This window comes from Caballeronia sp. NK8 (assembly GCF_018408855.1).
Taxonomy (GTDB): domain Bacteria; phylum Pseudomonadota; class Gammaproteobacteria; order Burkholderiales; family Burkholderiaceae; genus Caballeronia.
In genome coordinates this window covers 1,030,013-1,045,362 of sequence record NZ_AP024322.1, presented here as the reverse complement: position 1 = coordinate 1,045,362, position 15,350 = coordinate 1,030,013, and the positions used below count along the sequence as shown (strand labels likewise).

Sequence of the window (15,350 nt, the reverse complement as noted above, 5' to 3'; positions counted from 1 at the left end):
TCGTGATCAATTCTCAAACGGCAACAAAATGGCGAATTCGGTGCAGCCCGGCTTGCTCTCTACTTCGATCAGTCCATCGTGCTGATGCACGAACGATTGCGCGAGCGTGAGACCGAGACCGCTGCCGTCTTCCCGGCCCGACACGAGCGGAAAGAAGATCCGGTCGCGGATCTCGCTGGGGATGCCAGGACCGTTGTCAGTGATATGCAAGTCCAATGCCAGTTTGTGCAGCTTTTTGCCAATCGTCACCTTGCGCGCGATGCGCGTGCGCAGTTCGATCTTGGCATCGCCCTGTGAAATGCGTTCCTTCAGCGCTTCGGCCGCGTTGCGCACGATGTTCAGCAACGCCTGGATCAACTGCTCCTTGTCGCCGCGCAAATCGGGCACGCTGACGTCGTAGTCGCGCTCGATCGTGAGGCCGCGCGGAAACTCCGCGAGGATCACCGCGCGCACGCGTTCGCACACTTCGTGGATGTTCACATCGCCGACGATATGCGGATGCCGGTGCGGCTCCAGCAATCTGTCGACGAGCGTTTGCAGGCGATCCGATTCCTTGATGATGACCTGCGTGTACTCGCGCAACTCGTCGCGTTCACGCGCGCCCAGCTCGAATTCGAGCAGTTGCGCCGCGCCGCGAATGCCGCCGAGCGGATTCTTGATTTCGTGCGCGAGATTGCGGATCAGTTGCTTGTTGACCGCGGTGAGATCGTGGAGGCGCTCTTCGCGATCGGTGCGCAAATGGCGCTCGTTCTCGAACAGTTCGAGCAGGACATAGTCGGGCGCCGCTTCCAGATAACCGACGATCGCATGCACATGCACCGGTTCGCGCGTCTGACGTTCGAGCACCGCGTCGAGGCGCGTCGCGTTGAAGCGGTTCTCCGCGATCGATGCGATCGTGGTCGCCATCTCGTCCGCGTCGGCGAACAGATCCGGCCAGTTCATCTGCGTCAATTGCTTGCGCGACATCTCCAGCATCGATTCCGCCGAAGGGTTCGCGTAGGCAATCCTCAGGTGGCGCATGTCGAGCACGAGGACGACCGTGGGCAGTGCTTCGAGTCCCGGCAGCAGACCGGTCGTCGAGAGGTGCGAGTCGTCGGAGAGCGCGTCGGCGTGGCCTTTGCGTGCCTTGATGAGGTTCTTTAGCACTATCGAGCAATGGTTGAGGTCGTTCGTGACACCGATCTTCTTGTCGATCTATGACATTGCGGCGATTAAAAAAGGGACGGCGCGCCGTCCCTTTTCTTCACTGCATCGCATGCGTCGCGCGCTTCATCGGACTACTTTCGACGATACGCGCTTCGATCATGCCGCTTACAGCGAGTAGTACATCTCGAACTCGATCGGATGCACCGCCTGACGATAACGTTGCAGCTCGTTCGTCTTCAGTTCGATGTACGCGTCGAGCATCGAATCCGTGAACACGCCGCCGCGCGTCAGGAACTCGCGATCCGCGTCGAGCGCGTCGAGTGCCTGGTCGAGGCCCGCGCACACGGTCGGGATCTTCTTGTCTTCTTCCGGCGGCAGGTCGTACAGATTCTTGTCCGCGGCTTCGCCCGGATGAATCTTGTTCTGCACGCCATCGAGACCCGCCATCATCAGCGCCGAGAAGCACAGGTACGGATTCGCGAGCGGATCCGGGAAGCGCGTTTCGATACGGCGGCCTTTCGGGTTGCTCACGTGCGGAATACGGATCGATGCCGAACGGTTGCGAGCCGAGTACGCCAGCTTCACGGGCGCTTCGAAGTGCGGCACGAGACGCTTGTACGAGTTCGTACCCGGGTTCGTGATCGCGTTCAGCGCGCGTGCGTGCTTGATGATCCCGCCGATGTAGAACAGCGCGAATTCCGACAGGCCAGCGTAGCCATTGCCCGCGAACAGGTTCTGGCCGTCCTTCCAGATCGACTGGTGAACGTGCATGCCCGAGCCGTTGTCGCCGACGATCGGCTTCGGCATGAAGGTCGCCGTCTTGCCGTACGTGTGCGCGACGTTATGGATGATGTACTTCATCTGCTGCAGCCAGTCCGCGCGCTGCACCAGCGTCGAGAACTTGGTGCCGATTTCGTTCTGGCCCTGGCCCGCCACTTCGTGGTGGTGCACTTCGACCGGAATGCCGATCTGTTCGAGCAGCAGACACATTTCCGAGCGGATGTCCTGGAACGTGTCGACAGGAGCTACCGGGAAGTAGCCGCCCTTCGTGCCCGGACGGTGACCCGTGTTGCCGCCTTCGAATTCCTTCGCCGACGACCACGGCGCTTCTTCCGAGCCGATCTTCACGAACGTGCCCGACTGGTCCGTGTTCCACTGCACCGAGTCGAAAATGAAGAATTCCGGCTCCGGACCGAAGAAGGCGGTGTCGCCCAGGCCCGAGCTCTTGAGATAGGCTTCCGCGCGGCGCGCGAGCGAACGCGGGTCGCGCTCGTAGCCCTTGCCGTCGGCAGGCTCGACCACGTCGCAGGTCAGGACGAGCGTCGACTCTTCATAGAACGGGTCGATGAACGCGGTATCCGCATCCGGCACGAGCAGCATGTCCGACGCTTCGATGCCCTTCCAGCCGGCGATGGACGAACCGTCGAAAGCGTGGCCGCTTTCAAATTTGTCTTCGTCGAATGCCGAGACCGGCACGGATACGTGTTGTTCTTTGCCGCGCGTGTCGGTGAAGCGGAAGTCGACGAACTTGACGTCCTCGTCCTTGACGAGTTGCATGACGTCGGCCACGGATTTACTCATTACCTATCTCCTGATTAACAAAAGTCGGCGAATCGCTTCGCCGCCCCGACCAATCCTGTACATCGATTCAATCGAGGATCGAAAAGCAGCTTCCGTGCCAAGCGCACCAACTTTGCGCTAAGCGCTTGAAGCAGCGCGCGTTTTGTGTGACACCGTTTCGCGTTGCCGGACGGTCGATCGTTTGTCGCCCGCCTGAGACGCACTAATATGGTGCGTGTCGGTTTATGCAGTCTTACTAAAGCACCATTAAAGTGCGTTGCACCAGTAACGCGCATTTGCCGTCTGAGCGGACGCCCATTCGATCGCCTGACGCGCCACGCTAGAATGATTCTTTGCGCTTAACGGAGGCCGACACATCATGAGCACGCTCGAACAACTGTATAACCAGGCCGGCAAACGCGCCGCCGACAGCAATCTGACTTACGCGGGCGCCCTCTCGCCCGCCGAGGCGTTCGAACTGCTGCAACTCGACCCGCGCGTGCGCCTGATCGATGTGCGGACCCGCGCCGAGCTCGACTGGGTCGGCCGTCCGGCGATCGATGGCGCGCAGTACGCGCATATCGAATGGATCCGCTACCCCGGCTCGGTGCCGAACGCCGAGTTTATCGAACAATTGCGGCAGGTCGCCACCCCGGATACGCCAGTCGTGTTTTTGTGTCGCAGCGCCGCGCGTTCGAAACTGGCGGCAGTCGCGGCCCAGAAGGAAGGTTATGCGCAGGCTTATGACCTGCTGGAAGGCTTCGAGGGCGACAAGGATGGGCAGGGACATCGCAAAACCGTGGCGGGATGGTGTTTTCGCGGGCTGCCGTGGATCGGGGCTTGATTTTGAAATCGCACATGCATGCAACTCCCGTACAATGAATGCATTGCATTCGAAGTGGGGGTTGAGATGGCAATGTTGACTGTACGGAACTTGCCTGACGAGGTACACCGGGCGCTACGGTTGCGCGCGGCGGAACACGGCCGAAGCACCGAGGCAGAGGTACGCGACATACTGGAAGCAGCGGTCAAGCCGGAAGGACGCGTGAAACTCGGCTCGTTTCTGACCGGATTTGGCCGTGAAGCGGGTTTGAGCGATCGCGAGTTCGCCATTTTCGAAAACATCCGTGACCGGACCCCGGCCAAGCCCGTGAGCTTCGAATGATTTTGCTGGATACGAACGTGGTGTCCGAGCTGTTTCGTCTGACTCCCGATATGAAGGTCATCGAATGGCTCGATGCACAACCGCTGCAGACGCTCTATCTGTCCGCCATCACCGTGGCGGAAATGCGATGGGGCGTCGCACAACTCCCTGCGGGCAAGCGACGCGATGCGCTGAACGCGAAGCTCGAAGAAGGCTTGATGCCGCTGGTAGCCACACGCGTATTGCCGTTTGACAGCGACTGCGCTCAAAGCTACGCCGACCTCATGACAAAGGACCGCGCAGAAGGACGCGGCATCGCTCTGGCGGATGGCCTCATCGCCGCAGTCGCCGCGGCGAAAGGTCTCGCCGTCGCCACTCGCGACACATCGCCTTTCGAGGCCGCCGGTTTGACGGTCTTCAACCCCTGGGACTAGGCAAGAGTCCGCGCACGCGCCTGACGCTCGCCTCATCGACCGGCGCGAGTCCTTTCCCGCCGACTCTCACGCCCGAGCCGAAATGCACCGCGCGCACGCCCGTCGACGCGACGAACGGCGCGACCGCATCGACGGTCAGTCCCGCGCCCGCCAGCACCGTGCAGCGTGTTCCCGCCGCCTTACCGACGAGCTTCGCGATCGTGCCCTGCGCGTCCAGCACCGACGGCTTGCCGCCCGACGTCAGCACGTTCGTCACGGCATCGAATCGCAGCAGCGTATCGAACGCGGCGAACAGATCGCGCGCTTCGTCGAATGCGCGATGGAAGGTGACCTGCAAACCATCCGCGGCTTCGATCACGCGCGCGAGACCTTCCGTGTCGATATCGCCCTGCGCGCTCAGCATGCCCGTGACGATCGCGTTCGCCCGCGTTTTCGCGATCGCGCGCACGTCGCGGAGGATGACCGCGTAGTCGTCGGCATCGTAGACGAACGAGCGGCTGTGCGGGCGCACGATCACGTTCACTGGAATATCGACCGCATCGATCACCGCTTCGATCAGCCCGATGCTCGGCGTCAGCCCGCCCTCGCCCATCGCGGTGACGAGTTCGAGCCGGTCGGCGCCGCCGCGTTGCGCCGCACGCGCATCGGAAACGGTCGTCGCGATGACTTCCAGCACGGTCACTTCGTTTCCTCCGGCGGCACTTCCACGACTTCGCCGCCCAGCGCGATCACGCCCTCGCGCAATACTTCGAAGGCCACGTTCGCTTTCTCCGGATCGCCCTTCACGCCAAGATCGATATGCGCGCGCGCGTACAGCGTCCCACGCGCCGCATCGCCGACGCTCGGCAGGCTGAACGCGCGCACGCCTTCGAAATCGCGCTCGATCGCCACCATCAGCGGCGTGATGCGCGACTCCGGCAGGCCGAACACGAGCAGCGAGCGCTCGACATGCGGGCTCGCGTGATGCAGATGCGCATACTTCGTGTCGAGCACCCATTCGATCATCGGCCAGGCCATCACGGGAAAGCCCGGCACGAAGTGATGATCGCCGACGGAAAAGCCCGGAATCCGGTTGTAGCTGTTCGGAATGATCGACGCGCCCTGCGGAAACGTGCCCATGTTCAGCCGATGCAGATTTTCCGGCGATTCCAGTTCGACCGGCTTGCCGGCCTGCGCGGCCGTCTCGCGGATGCGCGCGCGAATCAGTTCCGCCGCTTCGGGATGCAGCGCGAGCGGCACGCCGAGCGCCTGCGCCGCGCACTGGCGCGTGTGATCGTCCGGCGTGGCGCCGATGCCGCCGGTCGAAAACACGATATCGCCCGACGCGAAGGTACGCGCAAGCGTCGCGGTGATGCGCGCGGGATCGTCGCCGACATATTCGGCCCAGTCGAGCGCCAGCCCGCGCGCGCTCAGAAGTTCGATGATTTTCGGCAGATGCTTGTCGGTGCGGCGCCCGGACAAGATCTCGTCGCCGATGATGATGACGCCAATGCCCATGAAAGCCCCCTGGTCCTTACAGTGAAACGTCGCGGGATTCGACCGTGATCGCCGGATAGCGCGGCTCGTTCGCGCGCAGGCGCTCGAGCGCGTGCAGACAGTAATGCGCGAACCACAGCGCGGAAAACACGAGGATGAATGCATACGCCCAGATCGTCACGACGGCGACGACGGGAAAAAGCGGCAGCAGCCACACCGACCATGCCCAGAGCATCGTCGGCACGGAACTCAGGAGGCCGCTCACGATGCCGATGCTGAAAAGCGGCCAGCGCGCGTCACGCACGATCGCGCGGCGCTCGTCGACGCTGGCGTGCAGCGCGAGCGCGTCGTAGGTCATCACGCGATAGGTCAGCCAGCCCCACAGCAGCGGCGGAATCAGCGCAAAGAACGGCGGAATCAGCCACAGAGGCAAGGTGACGACGAGCAGCACGAGGCACACGACCGTGGTCACGACCGAATGCCCGAGGCTGCCGTACCACGAGCCGCCGCGCCGTTCTTCGAGCGACGAATAATGGCCCTTCGGCTGGCGCGTGAGCAGCTTGATGACGCCGGGCATCGAAATCGTCGCGATCAGCAGCAGCACGGTAACGACGATCAGCGGCACCGTCATGATGACGACCAGAAACGGCGCGATCACCGCGTGCAGCGCCGAAAATCCGACCGCGTCGAAGAGACGGTACATCGCGGTCGTGAGGGACCAGCCGTCGAGCCAGCTATTCGCGGCGCCCGTGAGCGTCTGCCAGAAAAACCAGAGGAGCGCGCCCCATAGAACAGTGGCGACGCCGAAGGGCATCAGCGTCAGCCAGAGCATGCGCGGATGAAAGACGTTCGCGAGCGCGCGCACGAACGAACGCAGCAAGTCACTCATGCGTGATTCGTAGAAGAAGAAAGAAGAACCGACAGGATAAACCAGCGCCACACGCGAGCGCTGGTCTTGGAGACAGGCTCAGACGGCCGCCGAGTTGTCCGATGCGGACGCGCCCGCGCGGCGTGCGGAAAGGCGCGCGGCAATGCGCTTGAACGCGAGCCAGTGCTGCTCGATGAAGCCATCGCCGTAACGGACCGCCACCACGCCCGGCGCGCCCAGCTGGTCGCGGATGCCGGTGGGCTCGACGGTGCGGTCGAACGACGCCGAACGGAACAGGATGTCCCAGAACGAGAACAGCACGCCGAAGTTGCAGCCGTAGGTAGTGCCTTCGTGGCCGAAGCCGATGGCGTGATGGCGGCGATGGAACGCCGGACTCACGACGATCCGCTCGCCGAGCCAGCCGTAGTGCAGGCGAATGTTCGCGTGCTGCAGGCTCTGCATGAAATTGGTGATGGCGACGAGCACGACGAACTGCGACGGCTCCACGCCGATCACGAGCGCGACGCACGCGAAGAAGCTCGCCTGCAGGATGTCGTCGAGCAGATGATTGCGGTCGTCGGTCCAGAGCGACATCTTCTGCTGGCTGTGGTGCACCGCGTGCAATTCCCACCAGATGCCGATGCGATGCTCCAGCCGGTGATACCAGTAGCCGGCGAAATCGAGAATCAGCAGATAGATCACGAAGGTGACGAGCGGTTGCGTCGTCACGCCCGGCCACAGGTTGTCGATCTCGAGATTCGGCACGTCATGGATGCGCAGCCAGCTTTGCATCGAATCGAAAAGCGGCTGGAACGTGAAGAAAAAAAACAGATTGAGAATGCCGAGCTTGACGATCCACGTATAGAGCACGTCCACGCGCACGCCCTTGCGGTCTTTCCACGTTTCCGCCGGGCGGAACGCTTCGAGCGGACGCAGGATCGCGTACATCGCCAGCACTTCCAGCACGCCGACGATCACCCAGTAGAGCGCGTCATAGGTGTCCTCGTCGTAGTCCATCAGGCCGAACTTGAACAGCGTGGGCTGGACCACGTCGACATAGAGCAGCGTCTGCAGCCAGGAAACGAGCCCGTCGAGCGACGAAAGAATGGAATGAAACATGGTGCTCCGTGGTGCTGGGGCCGTCCGGTGCGCCGGCCTTTCCTCAATCGTAGTATAGGGCGCGGCGGGCGCCCATACCTGTACCCCGCTTACGCCCCGTTGGGCGCCGTCACCGGTGCGCGGTTGTAGAAGTAAATGCCGTGCGGCGAGCGGCCCACCTTGATGGTTTCGATCAGCTTACGATTCGCCAGATCGATCACACCGACATGCTTCGCGAAGCGGAACGTAACCCACAGATACTTCTTGTCGGCGGAAAGTTCCATGTCGTCGGGGCCCGGCAGCAGACCGGTGATGTCGCCGACATTCGTGAGCGAGTCCTCGTCGATGATGCTGATCGTGTTCGCGACGCGGTTCGACACCAGCACGTGCTTTCCATCGACCATCGAACGGAAGTTGTGCGCGCCCTTGCCCGTGGTGATGGTCTTGACGACCTTCTGGTTGCGCCAGTCGACCACGGCCACGTAGTCCGCGCCCGTCATGCCGACGAGCAGATATTTGTCGCCCGGCGTGAACCAGACGCCCGCGGGCACCTTGCCCACTTTCATCTTCCATTTCACCGTTTGCGTCGCGAGGTCGATCGCGGCGATTTCACCCGAAACCTGCAGCGAGATGAAGGCGGTCGTGCTGTCGTTGGTGAACGCGATATGACTCGGCATCGTCGCGAGCGGCAGGCGCTTCGCGATGCTCAGGTTCTTGCCGTCGAAATGATAGATATCGAGGCGGTCGAGGCGCAGGCCTGTCGACACGAACCATTTCTTGTCGGGCGAAAAGCCGATCTGGTACGGATCCTCGATGTCCTGCACCCAGCGCTGCACGCCGCCGGTTTTCGGATCGACGAACATCAGGTTGTTCGACACCGAATTCGCGACGATCAGCGATGAATTGTCCGGCGTGGGCATCAGGTGGTGCGGCTCCTTGCCGGTCGGCACGGTGCCGACGACCTGATGGGTGTTTTCGTCGATCAGGCTCAGCGTGGCTTCAGCCGAGTTGAGCACGACGACGTTATTTGCGAGCGCCGCAGTGGCGATCAGCGCTGCGCCGGTTGCGAGCGCGGCGCGTGCCGCGCTTGCGCGGACACGGTTGAAACGGAAGATATTGCGCATGAAAAGTAGGCTTCGGAAGGCAGGCGTCATTGTAGAACGTTTGCTTCGCGCGGCGCGTTGACCGGGTGCGGCTTTTTGCGCAATACGCTGGATCGGCGCAAGAAACGGCGCGCTTTTGAGCCGCCGCCTAGCGCTGCATCGATTCCCATACCTTATAGAGGCGTTTCACCGAAACCGGCATCGGCGTGCGCAATTCCTGCGCGAACAGCGACACGCGCAGTTCTTCGAGCAACCATCGATACTCGGACAGGCGCGCATCCGCGACTCCGCCGCGTTGCGACATCGCGCGCTGATAGTGCTGCGCGAGCGGTTGCAGATCGGCGAGCAGGCGCGCGTCGCGGGCCGGATCGGCCTTGAGCTTGTCGATGCGCAGGCCGATTCCCTTCAGATAGCGCGGAAAGTGCGCCAGTTGCACATACGGCGTATCGATCACAAAGCGCTTGCCGATGAGCGCGTTCAATTGCGCCTGCAAGTCCGCATAGGCCGACGTGAACGATTTCGCCTGCGCCAGCTTTTTCCCGAGCGCCGCATATACGGCCAGAATCGTGCCGACGAGCCGCGCGATTTCCTGCGCGAGCAGCGTGAGACGCCCTTTCGCGGCGTCGCGGCGGGCGTGGAAGGTGGCGTCGTCGTCGGGAAGCGGGTCTTGCAGACACGCGCGATCGAGCGCCGTGTCGACGATCTGATCGCGCAGTTCGTCGGCGGTGCCGAGCGCCATGTATTGCATCGACATTTCGCGCAGGCCCGGCAGGTTTTTCTCCAGATAGCGGATCGGCTCGCGCAGTTGCAGCGCGAACAGCCGCCGCAGGCCCGCGCGATGGATGCGCGCCGCTTCCTCGGGCGAATCGAACACTTCGACGTCGCAGTGCGTGCCGCGATCGACGAGCGCCGGATAGCCGAAGAGCGTCTGCCCGCGTCGGCGGATTTCGAGCAGCTCGGGCAGCTTGCCGAAGTTCCACGTCGTGAGATTTTCGTAGAGCGCGGTGCCGGACGACGTTTCACCGGACGGCTGCGCTGGCGGCGTGCTCGTGTCTCCGGACAGCGCATCGAGCGCGACGCTCGCAGCCGCCGATGTCAGTTTCTGGAACTGCTGCTGCGCCTGACCGCCGAGTTCCGCGCGCAGTTGCGCGAGATTGCGGCCCATCGCGAGCTGGCGGCCGTGTTCGTCGATCACCTTGAAGTTCATGAACAGGTGCGCGGGCAGCGTTTCCAGCTTGAAATCGGCGCTTTTCACAGCGACTTGCGTCTGTGCGCGAATATCGGCGATGAGCGAATCGACCAGCGCGCCCGCGCCGAACTTCGGTCCTGAATGACGTTCGGCGAAACCCGCCGCGTATTCCGGCAACGGCACGACGTGCCGGCGCAGTTTCTGCGGCAGCGACTTCAGCAGCAGTTGCGCCTTCTCCTTGATCATGCCCGGCACGAGCCATTCGACGCGGCGCGCATCGACCTGATTGAGACCGTACAGCGGCACCGCGAGCGTCACGCCGTCGCGCGGCGAACCCGGCTCGAAGTGATAGGTCAGCGACATCTCGATGCCCGACATCGTCATGCGCTTCGGGAACAGATCGGTCGTGACGCCGGCGGCCTCGTGGCGCATCAGGTCGTCGCGCGAGAGGAACAGCAGCTTCTCGTTGCCCGCCTTCTTCTGTTCATCGCGATACCAGCGCTCGAACGCCGCACCCGTCCACATGCCTTCGGGAATCAGCGAATCGTAGTAACCGTAGATGAGTTCATCGTCGACGAGCACGTCCTGGCGGCGCGACTTGTGCTCCAGTTGCTCGATATCGGCGACCAGCTTGCGGTTGTGCGCGAAGAACGGCAACCGCGTGTCGAATTCGCCTTCGACGAGCGCGCCGCGGATGAACAGCTCACGCGCATATTTCGCGTCCTGCTGGCCGTAGCTCACGCGCCGGCGCGCGTAGACCGTCAGCCCGTAGAGCGTCGCGCGCTCGTACGCGACGACCTGCGCGGCCTTCTTCTCCCAGTGCGCGTCGGACAGCGATTTCTTCAGCAGATGCGCGCCGACCGTTTCGAGCCATTCCGGCTCGATCTTCGCGATCGTGCGCGCGTACAGCCGGCTCGTTTCGACGAGTTCGCCCGCCATCACCCAGCGCCCCGCTTTCTTCAGCAGCGCGGACCCCGGCCACAGATGGAACTTGATGCCGCGCGCGCCGAGATAATGCGGCTCGTCGTCGGCTTTCAGTCCGACGTTGCCGAGCAGGCCCGTCAAAAGCGACAGATGCACTTGCTCGAAAGTCGCATCGGAATCGTTCAGACGCCAGCCGTGTTCGCGCACGACTGTCAGCAATTGCGAATGCACATCGCGCCATTCGCGCAGCCGCAGATGTGACAGGAAGTTCGCGCGGCACGCATCGGCGAGCTGCTTGTTCGATTTCTTGTGCGCGACGGCGTCCTCGAACCACTTCCAGATGCGCGTCCATTGCAGGAATTCGGAGCGCTCGTCGACGAACAGCCGATGCGCCTGATCCGCCTGCTCCTGCGCCTCGATCGGCCGGTCGCGCGGGTCCTGCACCGACACCGCCGAGGCGATGATCAGCACTTCCTTCAGCGCGTGATGATCGCGCGCGGCGAGAATCATGCGGCCGACGCGCGGATCGAGCGGCAGGCGCGCGAGTTCGCGGCCGAGCGGCGTGAGCGCGTTGTCGTCATCGACCGCGCCGAGTTCGTTCAGCAGTTGATAGCCGTCCGCGATCGCGCGTCCCGGCGGCGGCTCGATGAACGGAAAAGTCTCGATCTCCGTCAGATGCAGCGACTTCATCCGCAGAATTACGGACGCGAGCGACGAGCGCAGGATTTCCGGATCGGTGAAGCGCGGCCGCGCCTGGAAATCCGCTTCGTCGTAGAGACGGATGCACACGCCGTCCGCGACGCGCCCGCAGCGGCCGGCGCGCTGGTTCGCCGCCGCCTGCGACACCGGCTCGATCTGCAACTGCTCGACCTTGTTGCGATACGAATAGCGCTTCACGCGCGCCATGCCGGTATCGACGACATAGCGTATGCCCGGCACCGTCAGCGACGTTTCCGCGACATTGGTCGCCAGCACGATGCGCCGCGCGTTCGACGGCCTGAACACGCGCTCCTGCTCCTGCGCGGAGAGACGCGCGAAGAGCGGCAGGATTTCCGTGTGCGGCGGGTGATGCTTGCGCAGCGCCTCGGCGGTATCGCGGATTTCGCGCTCGCCGGGCAGGAACACGAGCACGTCGCCGGGGCCGACGCGGCACAGATCGTCGACGGCATCGACGATGGCTTCCATCAGATCGCGATCGGCCTTGCGGTCGTTGCGCCTCGGCAGCGTGCCTTGCGCGTTCTTGATCGCTTCGCTTTCTTCCTCGATCGGCTGATAGCGCACTTCCACCGGATACAGCCGCCCGCTCACCTCGATCACCGGCGCGGGTTTGTCGTCGCGGCCGAAATGGCGCGCGAAACGCTCGGCGTCGATGGTCGCGGACGTGACGATCAGCTTCAGATCCGGGCGCTTCGGCAGGATTTCCTTCAGATAGCCGAGCAGAAAGTCGATGTTGAGGCTGCGTTCGTGCGCCTCGTCGATGATGATCGTGTCGTAGGCCTTGAGCAGCGGATCGGTCTGCGTTTCCGCGAGCAGGATGCCGTCGGTCATCAGCTTGACCGACGCGCCCGGCGCGAGATTGTCCGTGAAGCGCACCTTGTAGCCGACCACTTCGCCGAACGGCGTGCCAAGCTCCTCCGCGATGCGCCGGCCCGTGGCCGAAGCGGCGATACGGCGCGGCTGCGTGTGACCGATCAGCCCGCTGCCGCCCGCGCCGAGACCGCGTCCGAGCGCGAGGCAGATTTTCGGGAGCTGCGTGGTCTTGCCCGAGCCGGTTTCGCCGCTGACGATCACGACCTGGTTCTCGCGAATCGCGCGCGCGATTTCCTCGCGACGGCCGGAAACCGGAAGCGCTTCGGGGAAGGTGATCGGCGGAACCGGATTCGGTGTGACGACGCGTGGCGCGCGAGGCTGGCGCGGTTCGCGTGGTTCGCGCGGCTGGCGTGGTTCGGCCGGGCGTTCGCTTCGCTCTTCGACGACAGGTCGAGGTGGCCGCGCCGTATCCGGCTTGCGGGCTTCGACAGGACTCTTTTGCGGTGCGCGCTCGACGCGCGGCGGACGATTTCCCTGCTCGCGCCGGACCTCATCGCGTTTCGGGCGCGTTGGCGCAGCAGGCTGCGCGGGCGGCGGCTGCGTCACATCGCGCGGTTTCGGTGAACGTTGAACGGACTGCGGCTCGCTCGGTTGCGATCGAGGTCGAGTCTGCTTCGGCTGGGCAGGCGCCGCCGCCTTCCCGCCCGCAAACCGGCGCGCGGCGAGTTCCTTCTTGCTCAATCCCGCCGTTTCGCCGGACGCGCCCGCACCCTCACCCGCGTGCGCTTCGCGCAGCAGATTTTCGCGCAGCTTTTGCAACTGCTCGCGCGTGTCGAGGGCTTGATCGGCGGATTGCGGCTTGCCCGGCTGGTTGGGGCGTGCGGGTCGGGAAACATTCGGCATAGCGTCGCATTATAATCCCGGGATGAATTCCCAAACCGACCTCACGATCGCCACTCAGGCGGCGTCGCAGCCCGCTGCGACAGAGCCCGAAGCGTCGAATCCCCACGCCCAGTTCGTCGACTGGATGCGCTCCGTCGCGCCCTATATTCACGCGTTCCGCAACAAGACCTTCGTGGTCGCGTTCGGCGGCGAGCTGGTGCAGGAAGGACGCCTGAATGCGCTCGTGCAGGACGTCGGCCTGCTGCACGCGATGGGCATCCACGTCGTGCTGGTGCACGGCTCGCGCCCGCAGCTCGACGAGCAGCTGAGCCTGCACGGCGTCGAATCGTCGTTCTCGCACGGCCTGCGCATCACCGACGCCCGCGCGCTCGAATCCGCGAAGGAAGCCGCGGGCGAAGTGCGCCTCGATATCGAGGCCGCGATCAGCCAGGGCTTGCCGAACACGCCGATGGCGCACGCGCACATCAGCGTCGTGTCGGGCAACTTCGTGACGGCGCGGCCGGTCGGCATTCTCGACGGCGTCGATTTTCAGCACACGGGCGTCGTCCGCAAGATCGACGGCGATTCCATCCGCCAGTCGCTCGCATCGAACAAGCTCGTGCTGCTGTCGTCGCTCGGCTTTTCGCCGACCGGCGAGGCATTCAATCTGTCGATGGAAGATGTCGCCTCCGCAGCGGCCATCGCGCTGCGCGCCGACAAGATCATCTTCGTCACGGAAATTCCCGGCCTGGTGGATTCGGAAGACGAGCTCATCCGGGAACTGTCGCTCGACGACGCCTATCGTCTGCAGGAAAGCGGCGAGCTGCAGGGCGACACGGCGTTCTATCTGAAGCATACGGTGCGCGCGTGCCGCGGCGGCGTGGCGCGCGGCCACATCATTCCCTACCGGCTCGACGGCAGCGTGCTGCTCGAACTGTTCCTGCACGATGGCGTCGGCACGATGATCTCCTACGAGAATCTCGAAAGCCTGCGCGAAGCGACGCCGGACGACGTCGGCGGCATTCTCACGCTGATCGAGCCGCTCGAATCCGACGGCACGCTCGTGCGGCGCGGGCGTCACCAGATCGAACGCGATATCGATCACTTTTCGGTCATCGAGCACGATGGCGTGTTGTTCGGCTGCGCGGCGCTCTATCCGTACACGCAGGAGCGCATCGGCGAGATGGCGTGCCTGACGGTCGCGCCGGAAGCGCAAGGTTCGGGCGACGGCGAGCGGCTGCTCAAGCGCATCGAGCAACGCGCCCGCGCGCGCGGCCTCACGCGCATCTTCGTGCTGACGACGCGTACCGAACACTGGTTCCTCAAGCGCGGCTTCGTGAAGGTGACCGTGGATGATCTGCCCGAGGATCGGCGGCGCTTGTACAACTGGCAGCGCAAGTCGCTCGTCCTGATGAAACAGCTTTGAACACGAATGAACGAAGCGCAGCTTTGCGCTCAGCTACCCCGATACAGGAGAAACTCAAGATGGCCCGAATGGTTCAATGCGCGAAGCTCGGCAAGGAAGCCGAAGGACTGGATTTTCCGCCGCTGCCGGGCGAACTCGGCAAGCGCATCTACGAGACGATCTCGAAGGAAGCCTGGCAAGGCTGGCTCAAGCAGCAGACGATGCTGATCAACGAAAACCGCCTGAACATGGCCGACCCGCGCGCGCGCCAGTACCTCATCAAGCAGACCGAGAAGTACTTCTTCGGTGAAGGCGCCGATACCGCTTCGGGCTACGTGCCGCCGCAAAGCTGAAATCCGCGCTTGATCGCACCGAGAAACCGGCCCACGCGGCCGGTTTTTTGTTGTCCGCGCACGGGCAAAATGTTCCGAATGGACCATCAGACGAATGAGACGAGACGCGGCGCAATCCTAAGCCCGGTAAGGGATCGCGCGACTCGTGCGGTCTTGTCTTAACCAGTCGGTTTGCAGATCGTCTGTCATCGTGTTATCATCTTCTTGTTATCAACAGCAACTCACCATCATTCACGCA

At 63.4% G+C, this 15,350-nt stretch carries 13 protein-coding genes; 5 read left to right on the top strand and 8 right to left on the bottom strand.

From position 1 onward, the window contains the following. Positions 1-6 precede the first annotated feature (6 nt). Positions 7-1,149, bottom strand: coding sequence for a nitrogen regulation protein NR(II) (gene glnL / locus NK8_RS04890; RefSeq protein ID WP_213228491.1), 1,143 nt, complete (start codon positions 1,147-1,149; stop codon positions 7-9). Positions 1,150-1,311: 162 nt separating this feature from the next. Then, positions 1,312-2,727 carry a type I glutamate--ammonia ligase gene (gene glnA, locus NK8_RS04885; RefSeq protein ID WP_061119874.1) on the bottom strand — a complete coding sequence of 472 codons (1,416 nt, stop codon included), beginning with the start codon at positions 2,725-2,727 and terminating at the stop codon, positions 1,312-1,314. Between the two features lie 358 nt (positions 2,728-3,085). Between glnA and NK8_RS04880 the strand changes: the two genes are divergently transcribed. The 3 genes from NK8_RS04880 (at position 3,086) to NK8_RS04870 (ending at position 4,284) form a co-directional block, all read left to right on the top strand. Continuing rightward, positions 3,086-3,550, top strand: coding sequence for a rhodanese-like domain-containing protein (locus tag NK8_RS04880; protein WP_213227786.1), 465 nt, complete (start codon positions 3,086-3,088; stop codon positions 3,548-3,550). Between the two features lie 66 nt (positions 3,551-3,616). Next, positions 3,617-3,871, top strand: a complete 255-nt coding sequence (locus NK8_RS04875) for an Arc family DNA-binding protein (protein ID WP_162066787.1) — start codon at positions 3,617-3,619, stop codon at positions 3,869-3,871. Beyond that, positions 3,868-4,284 carry a type II toxin-antitoxin system VapC family toxin gene (locus NK8_RS04870; RefSeq protein ID WP_213227784.1) on the top strand — a complete coding sequence of 139 codons (417 nt, stop codon included), beginning with the start codon at positions 3,868-3,870 and terminating at the stop codon, positions 4,282-4,284. The genes NK8_RS04875 and NK8_RS04870 overlap by 4 nt, the downstream gene beginning before the upstream one ends. Here NK8_RS04870 and NK8_RS04865 read toward each other — a convergent pair. From NK8_RS04865 to hrpA, 6 genes are all read right to left on the bottom strand, one after another. Continuing rightward, entirely contained in the window at positions 4,268-4,966 is a 699-nt protein-coding gene (locus NK8_RS04865; RefSeq protein ID WP_213227782.1) for a copper homeostasis protein CutC, read from the bottom strand. The genes NK8_RS04870 and NK8_RS04865 overlap by 17 nt on opposite strands. Then, entirely contained in the window at positions 4,963-5,781 is an 819-nt protein-coding gene (locus NK8_RS04860; RefSeq protein WP_213227780.1) for a molybdopterin-binding protein, read from the bottom strand. The genes NK8_RS04865 and NK8_RS04860 overlap by 4 nt, the downstream gene beginning before the upstream one ends. Before the next feature lie 16 nt (positions 5,782-5,797). After that, positions 5,798-6,649, bottom strand: a complete 852-nt coding sequence (locus NK8_RS04855) for an EI24 domain-containing protein (RefSeq protein WP_213227778.1) — start codon at positions 6,647-6,649, stop codon at positions 5,798-5,800. 78 nt (positions 6,650-6,727) lie between these two features. After that, positions 6,728-7,747, bottom strand: coding sequence for a sterol desaturase family protein (locus NK8_RS04850; RefSeq protein ID WP_213227776.1), 1,020 nt, complete (start codon positions 7,745-7,747; stop codon positions 6,728-6,730). A gap of 89 nt (positions 7,748-7,836) precedes the next feature. After that, positions 7,837-8,850 (bottom strand): beta-propeller fold lactonase family protein, encoded by a 1,014-nt coding sequence (locus NK8_RS04845; RefSeq protein ID WP_225936206.1) that lies wholly within the window; start codon positions 8,848-8,850, stop codon positions 7,837-7,839. A gap of 127 nt (positions 8,851-8,977) precedes the next feature. After that, entirely contained in the window at positions 8,978-13,375 is a 4,398-nt protein-coding gene (hrpA, locus tag NK8_RS04840) for an ATP-dependent RNA helicase HrpA (protein ID WP_225936205.1), read from the bottom strand. A gap of 22 nt (positions 13,376-13,397) precedes the next feature. Between hrpA and argA the strand changes: the two genes are divergently transcribed. Continuing rightward, positions 13,398-14,780, top strand: coding sequence for an amino-acid N-acetyltransferase (gene argA / locus NK8_RS04835; protein ID WP_162065316.1), 1,383 nt, complete (start codon positions 13,398-13,400; stop codon positions 14,778-14,780). A 59-nt stretch (positions 14,781-14,839) separates the two neighbouring features. After that, positions 14,840-15,112 (top strand): oxidative damage protection protein, encoded by a 273-nt coding sequence (locus tag NK8_RS04830; RefSeq protein WP_008350541.1) that lies wholly within the window; start codon positions 14,840-14,842, stop codon positions 15,110-15,112. The last annotated feature ends 238 nt before the right edge of the window (positions 15,113-15,350 follow it).

Coding starts and splice junctions, on each gene's coding strand:
- glnA (WP_061119874.1), bottom strand. CDS start 2,727: ATGAGTAAATCCGTGGCCGACGTCATGCAACTCGTCAAGGACGAGGAC.
- NK8_RS04880 (WP_213227786.1), top strand. CDS start 3,086: ATGAGCACGCTCGAACAACTGTATAACCAGGCCGGCAAACGCGCCGCC.
- NK8_RS04875 (WP_162066787.1), top strand. CDS start 3,617: ATGGCAATGTTGACTGTACGGAACTTGCCTGACGAGGTACACCGGGCG.
- NK8_RS04870 (WP_213227784.1), top strand. CDS start 3,868: ATGATTTTGCTGGATACGAACGTGGTGTCCGAGCTGTTTCGTCTGACT.
- NK8_RS04860 (WP_213227780.1), bottom strand. CDS start 5,781: ATGGGCATTGGCGTCATCATCATCGGCGACGAGATCTTGTCCGGGCGC.
- NK8_RS04855 (WP_213227778.1), bottom strand. CDS start 6,649: ATGAGTGACTTGCTGCGTTCGTTCGTGCGCGCGCTCGCGAACGTCTTT.
- NK8_RS04850 (WP_213227776.1), bottom strand. CDS start 7,747: ATGTTTCATTCCATTCTTTCGTCGCTCGACGGGCTCGTTTCCTGGCTG.
- NK8_RS04845 (WP_225936206.1), bottom strand. CDS start 8,850: ATGCGCAATATCTTCCGTTTCAACCGTGTCCGCGCAAGCGCGGCACGC.
- hrpA (WP_225936205.1), bottom strand. CDS start 13,375: ATGCCGAATGTTTCCCGACCCGCACGCCCCAACCAGCCGGGCAAGCCG.
- argA (WP_162065316.1), top strand. CDS start 13,398: ATGAATTCCCAAACCGACCTCACGATCGCCACTCAGGCGGCGTCGCAG.
- NK8_RS04830 (WP_008350541.1), top strand. CDS start 14,840: ATGGCCCGAATGGTTCAATGCGCGAAGCTCGGCAAGGAAGCCGAAGGA.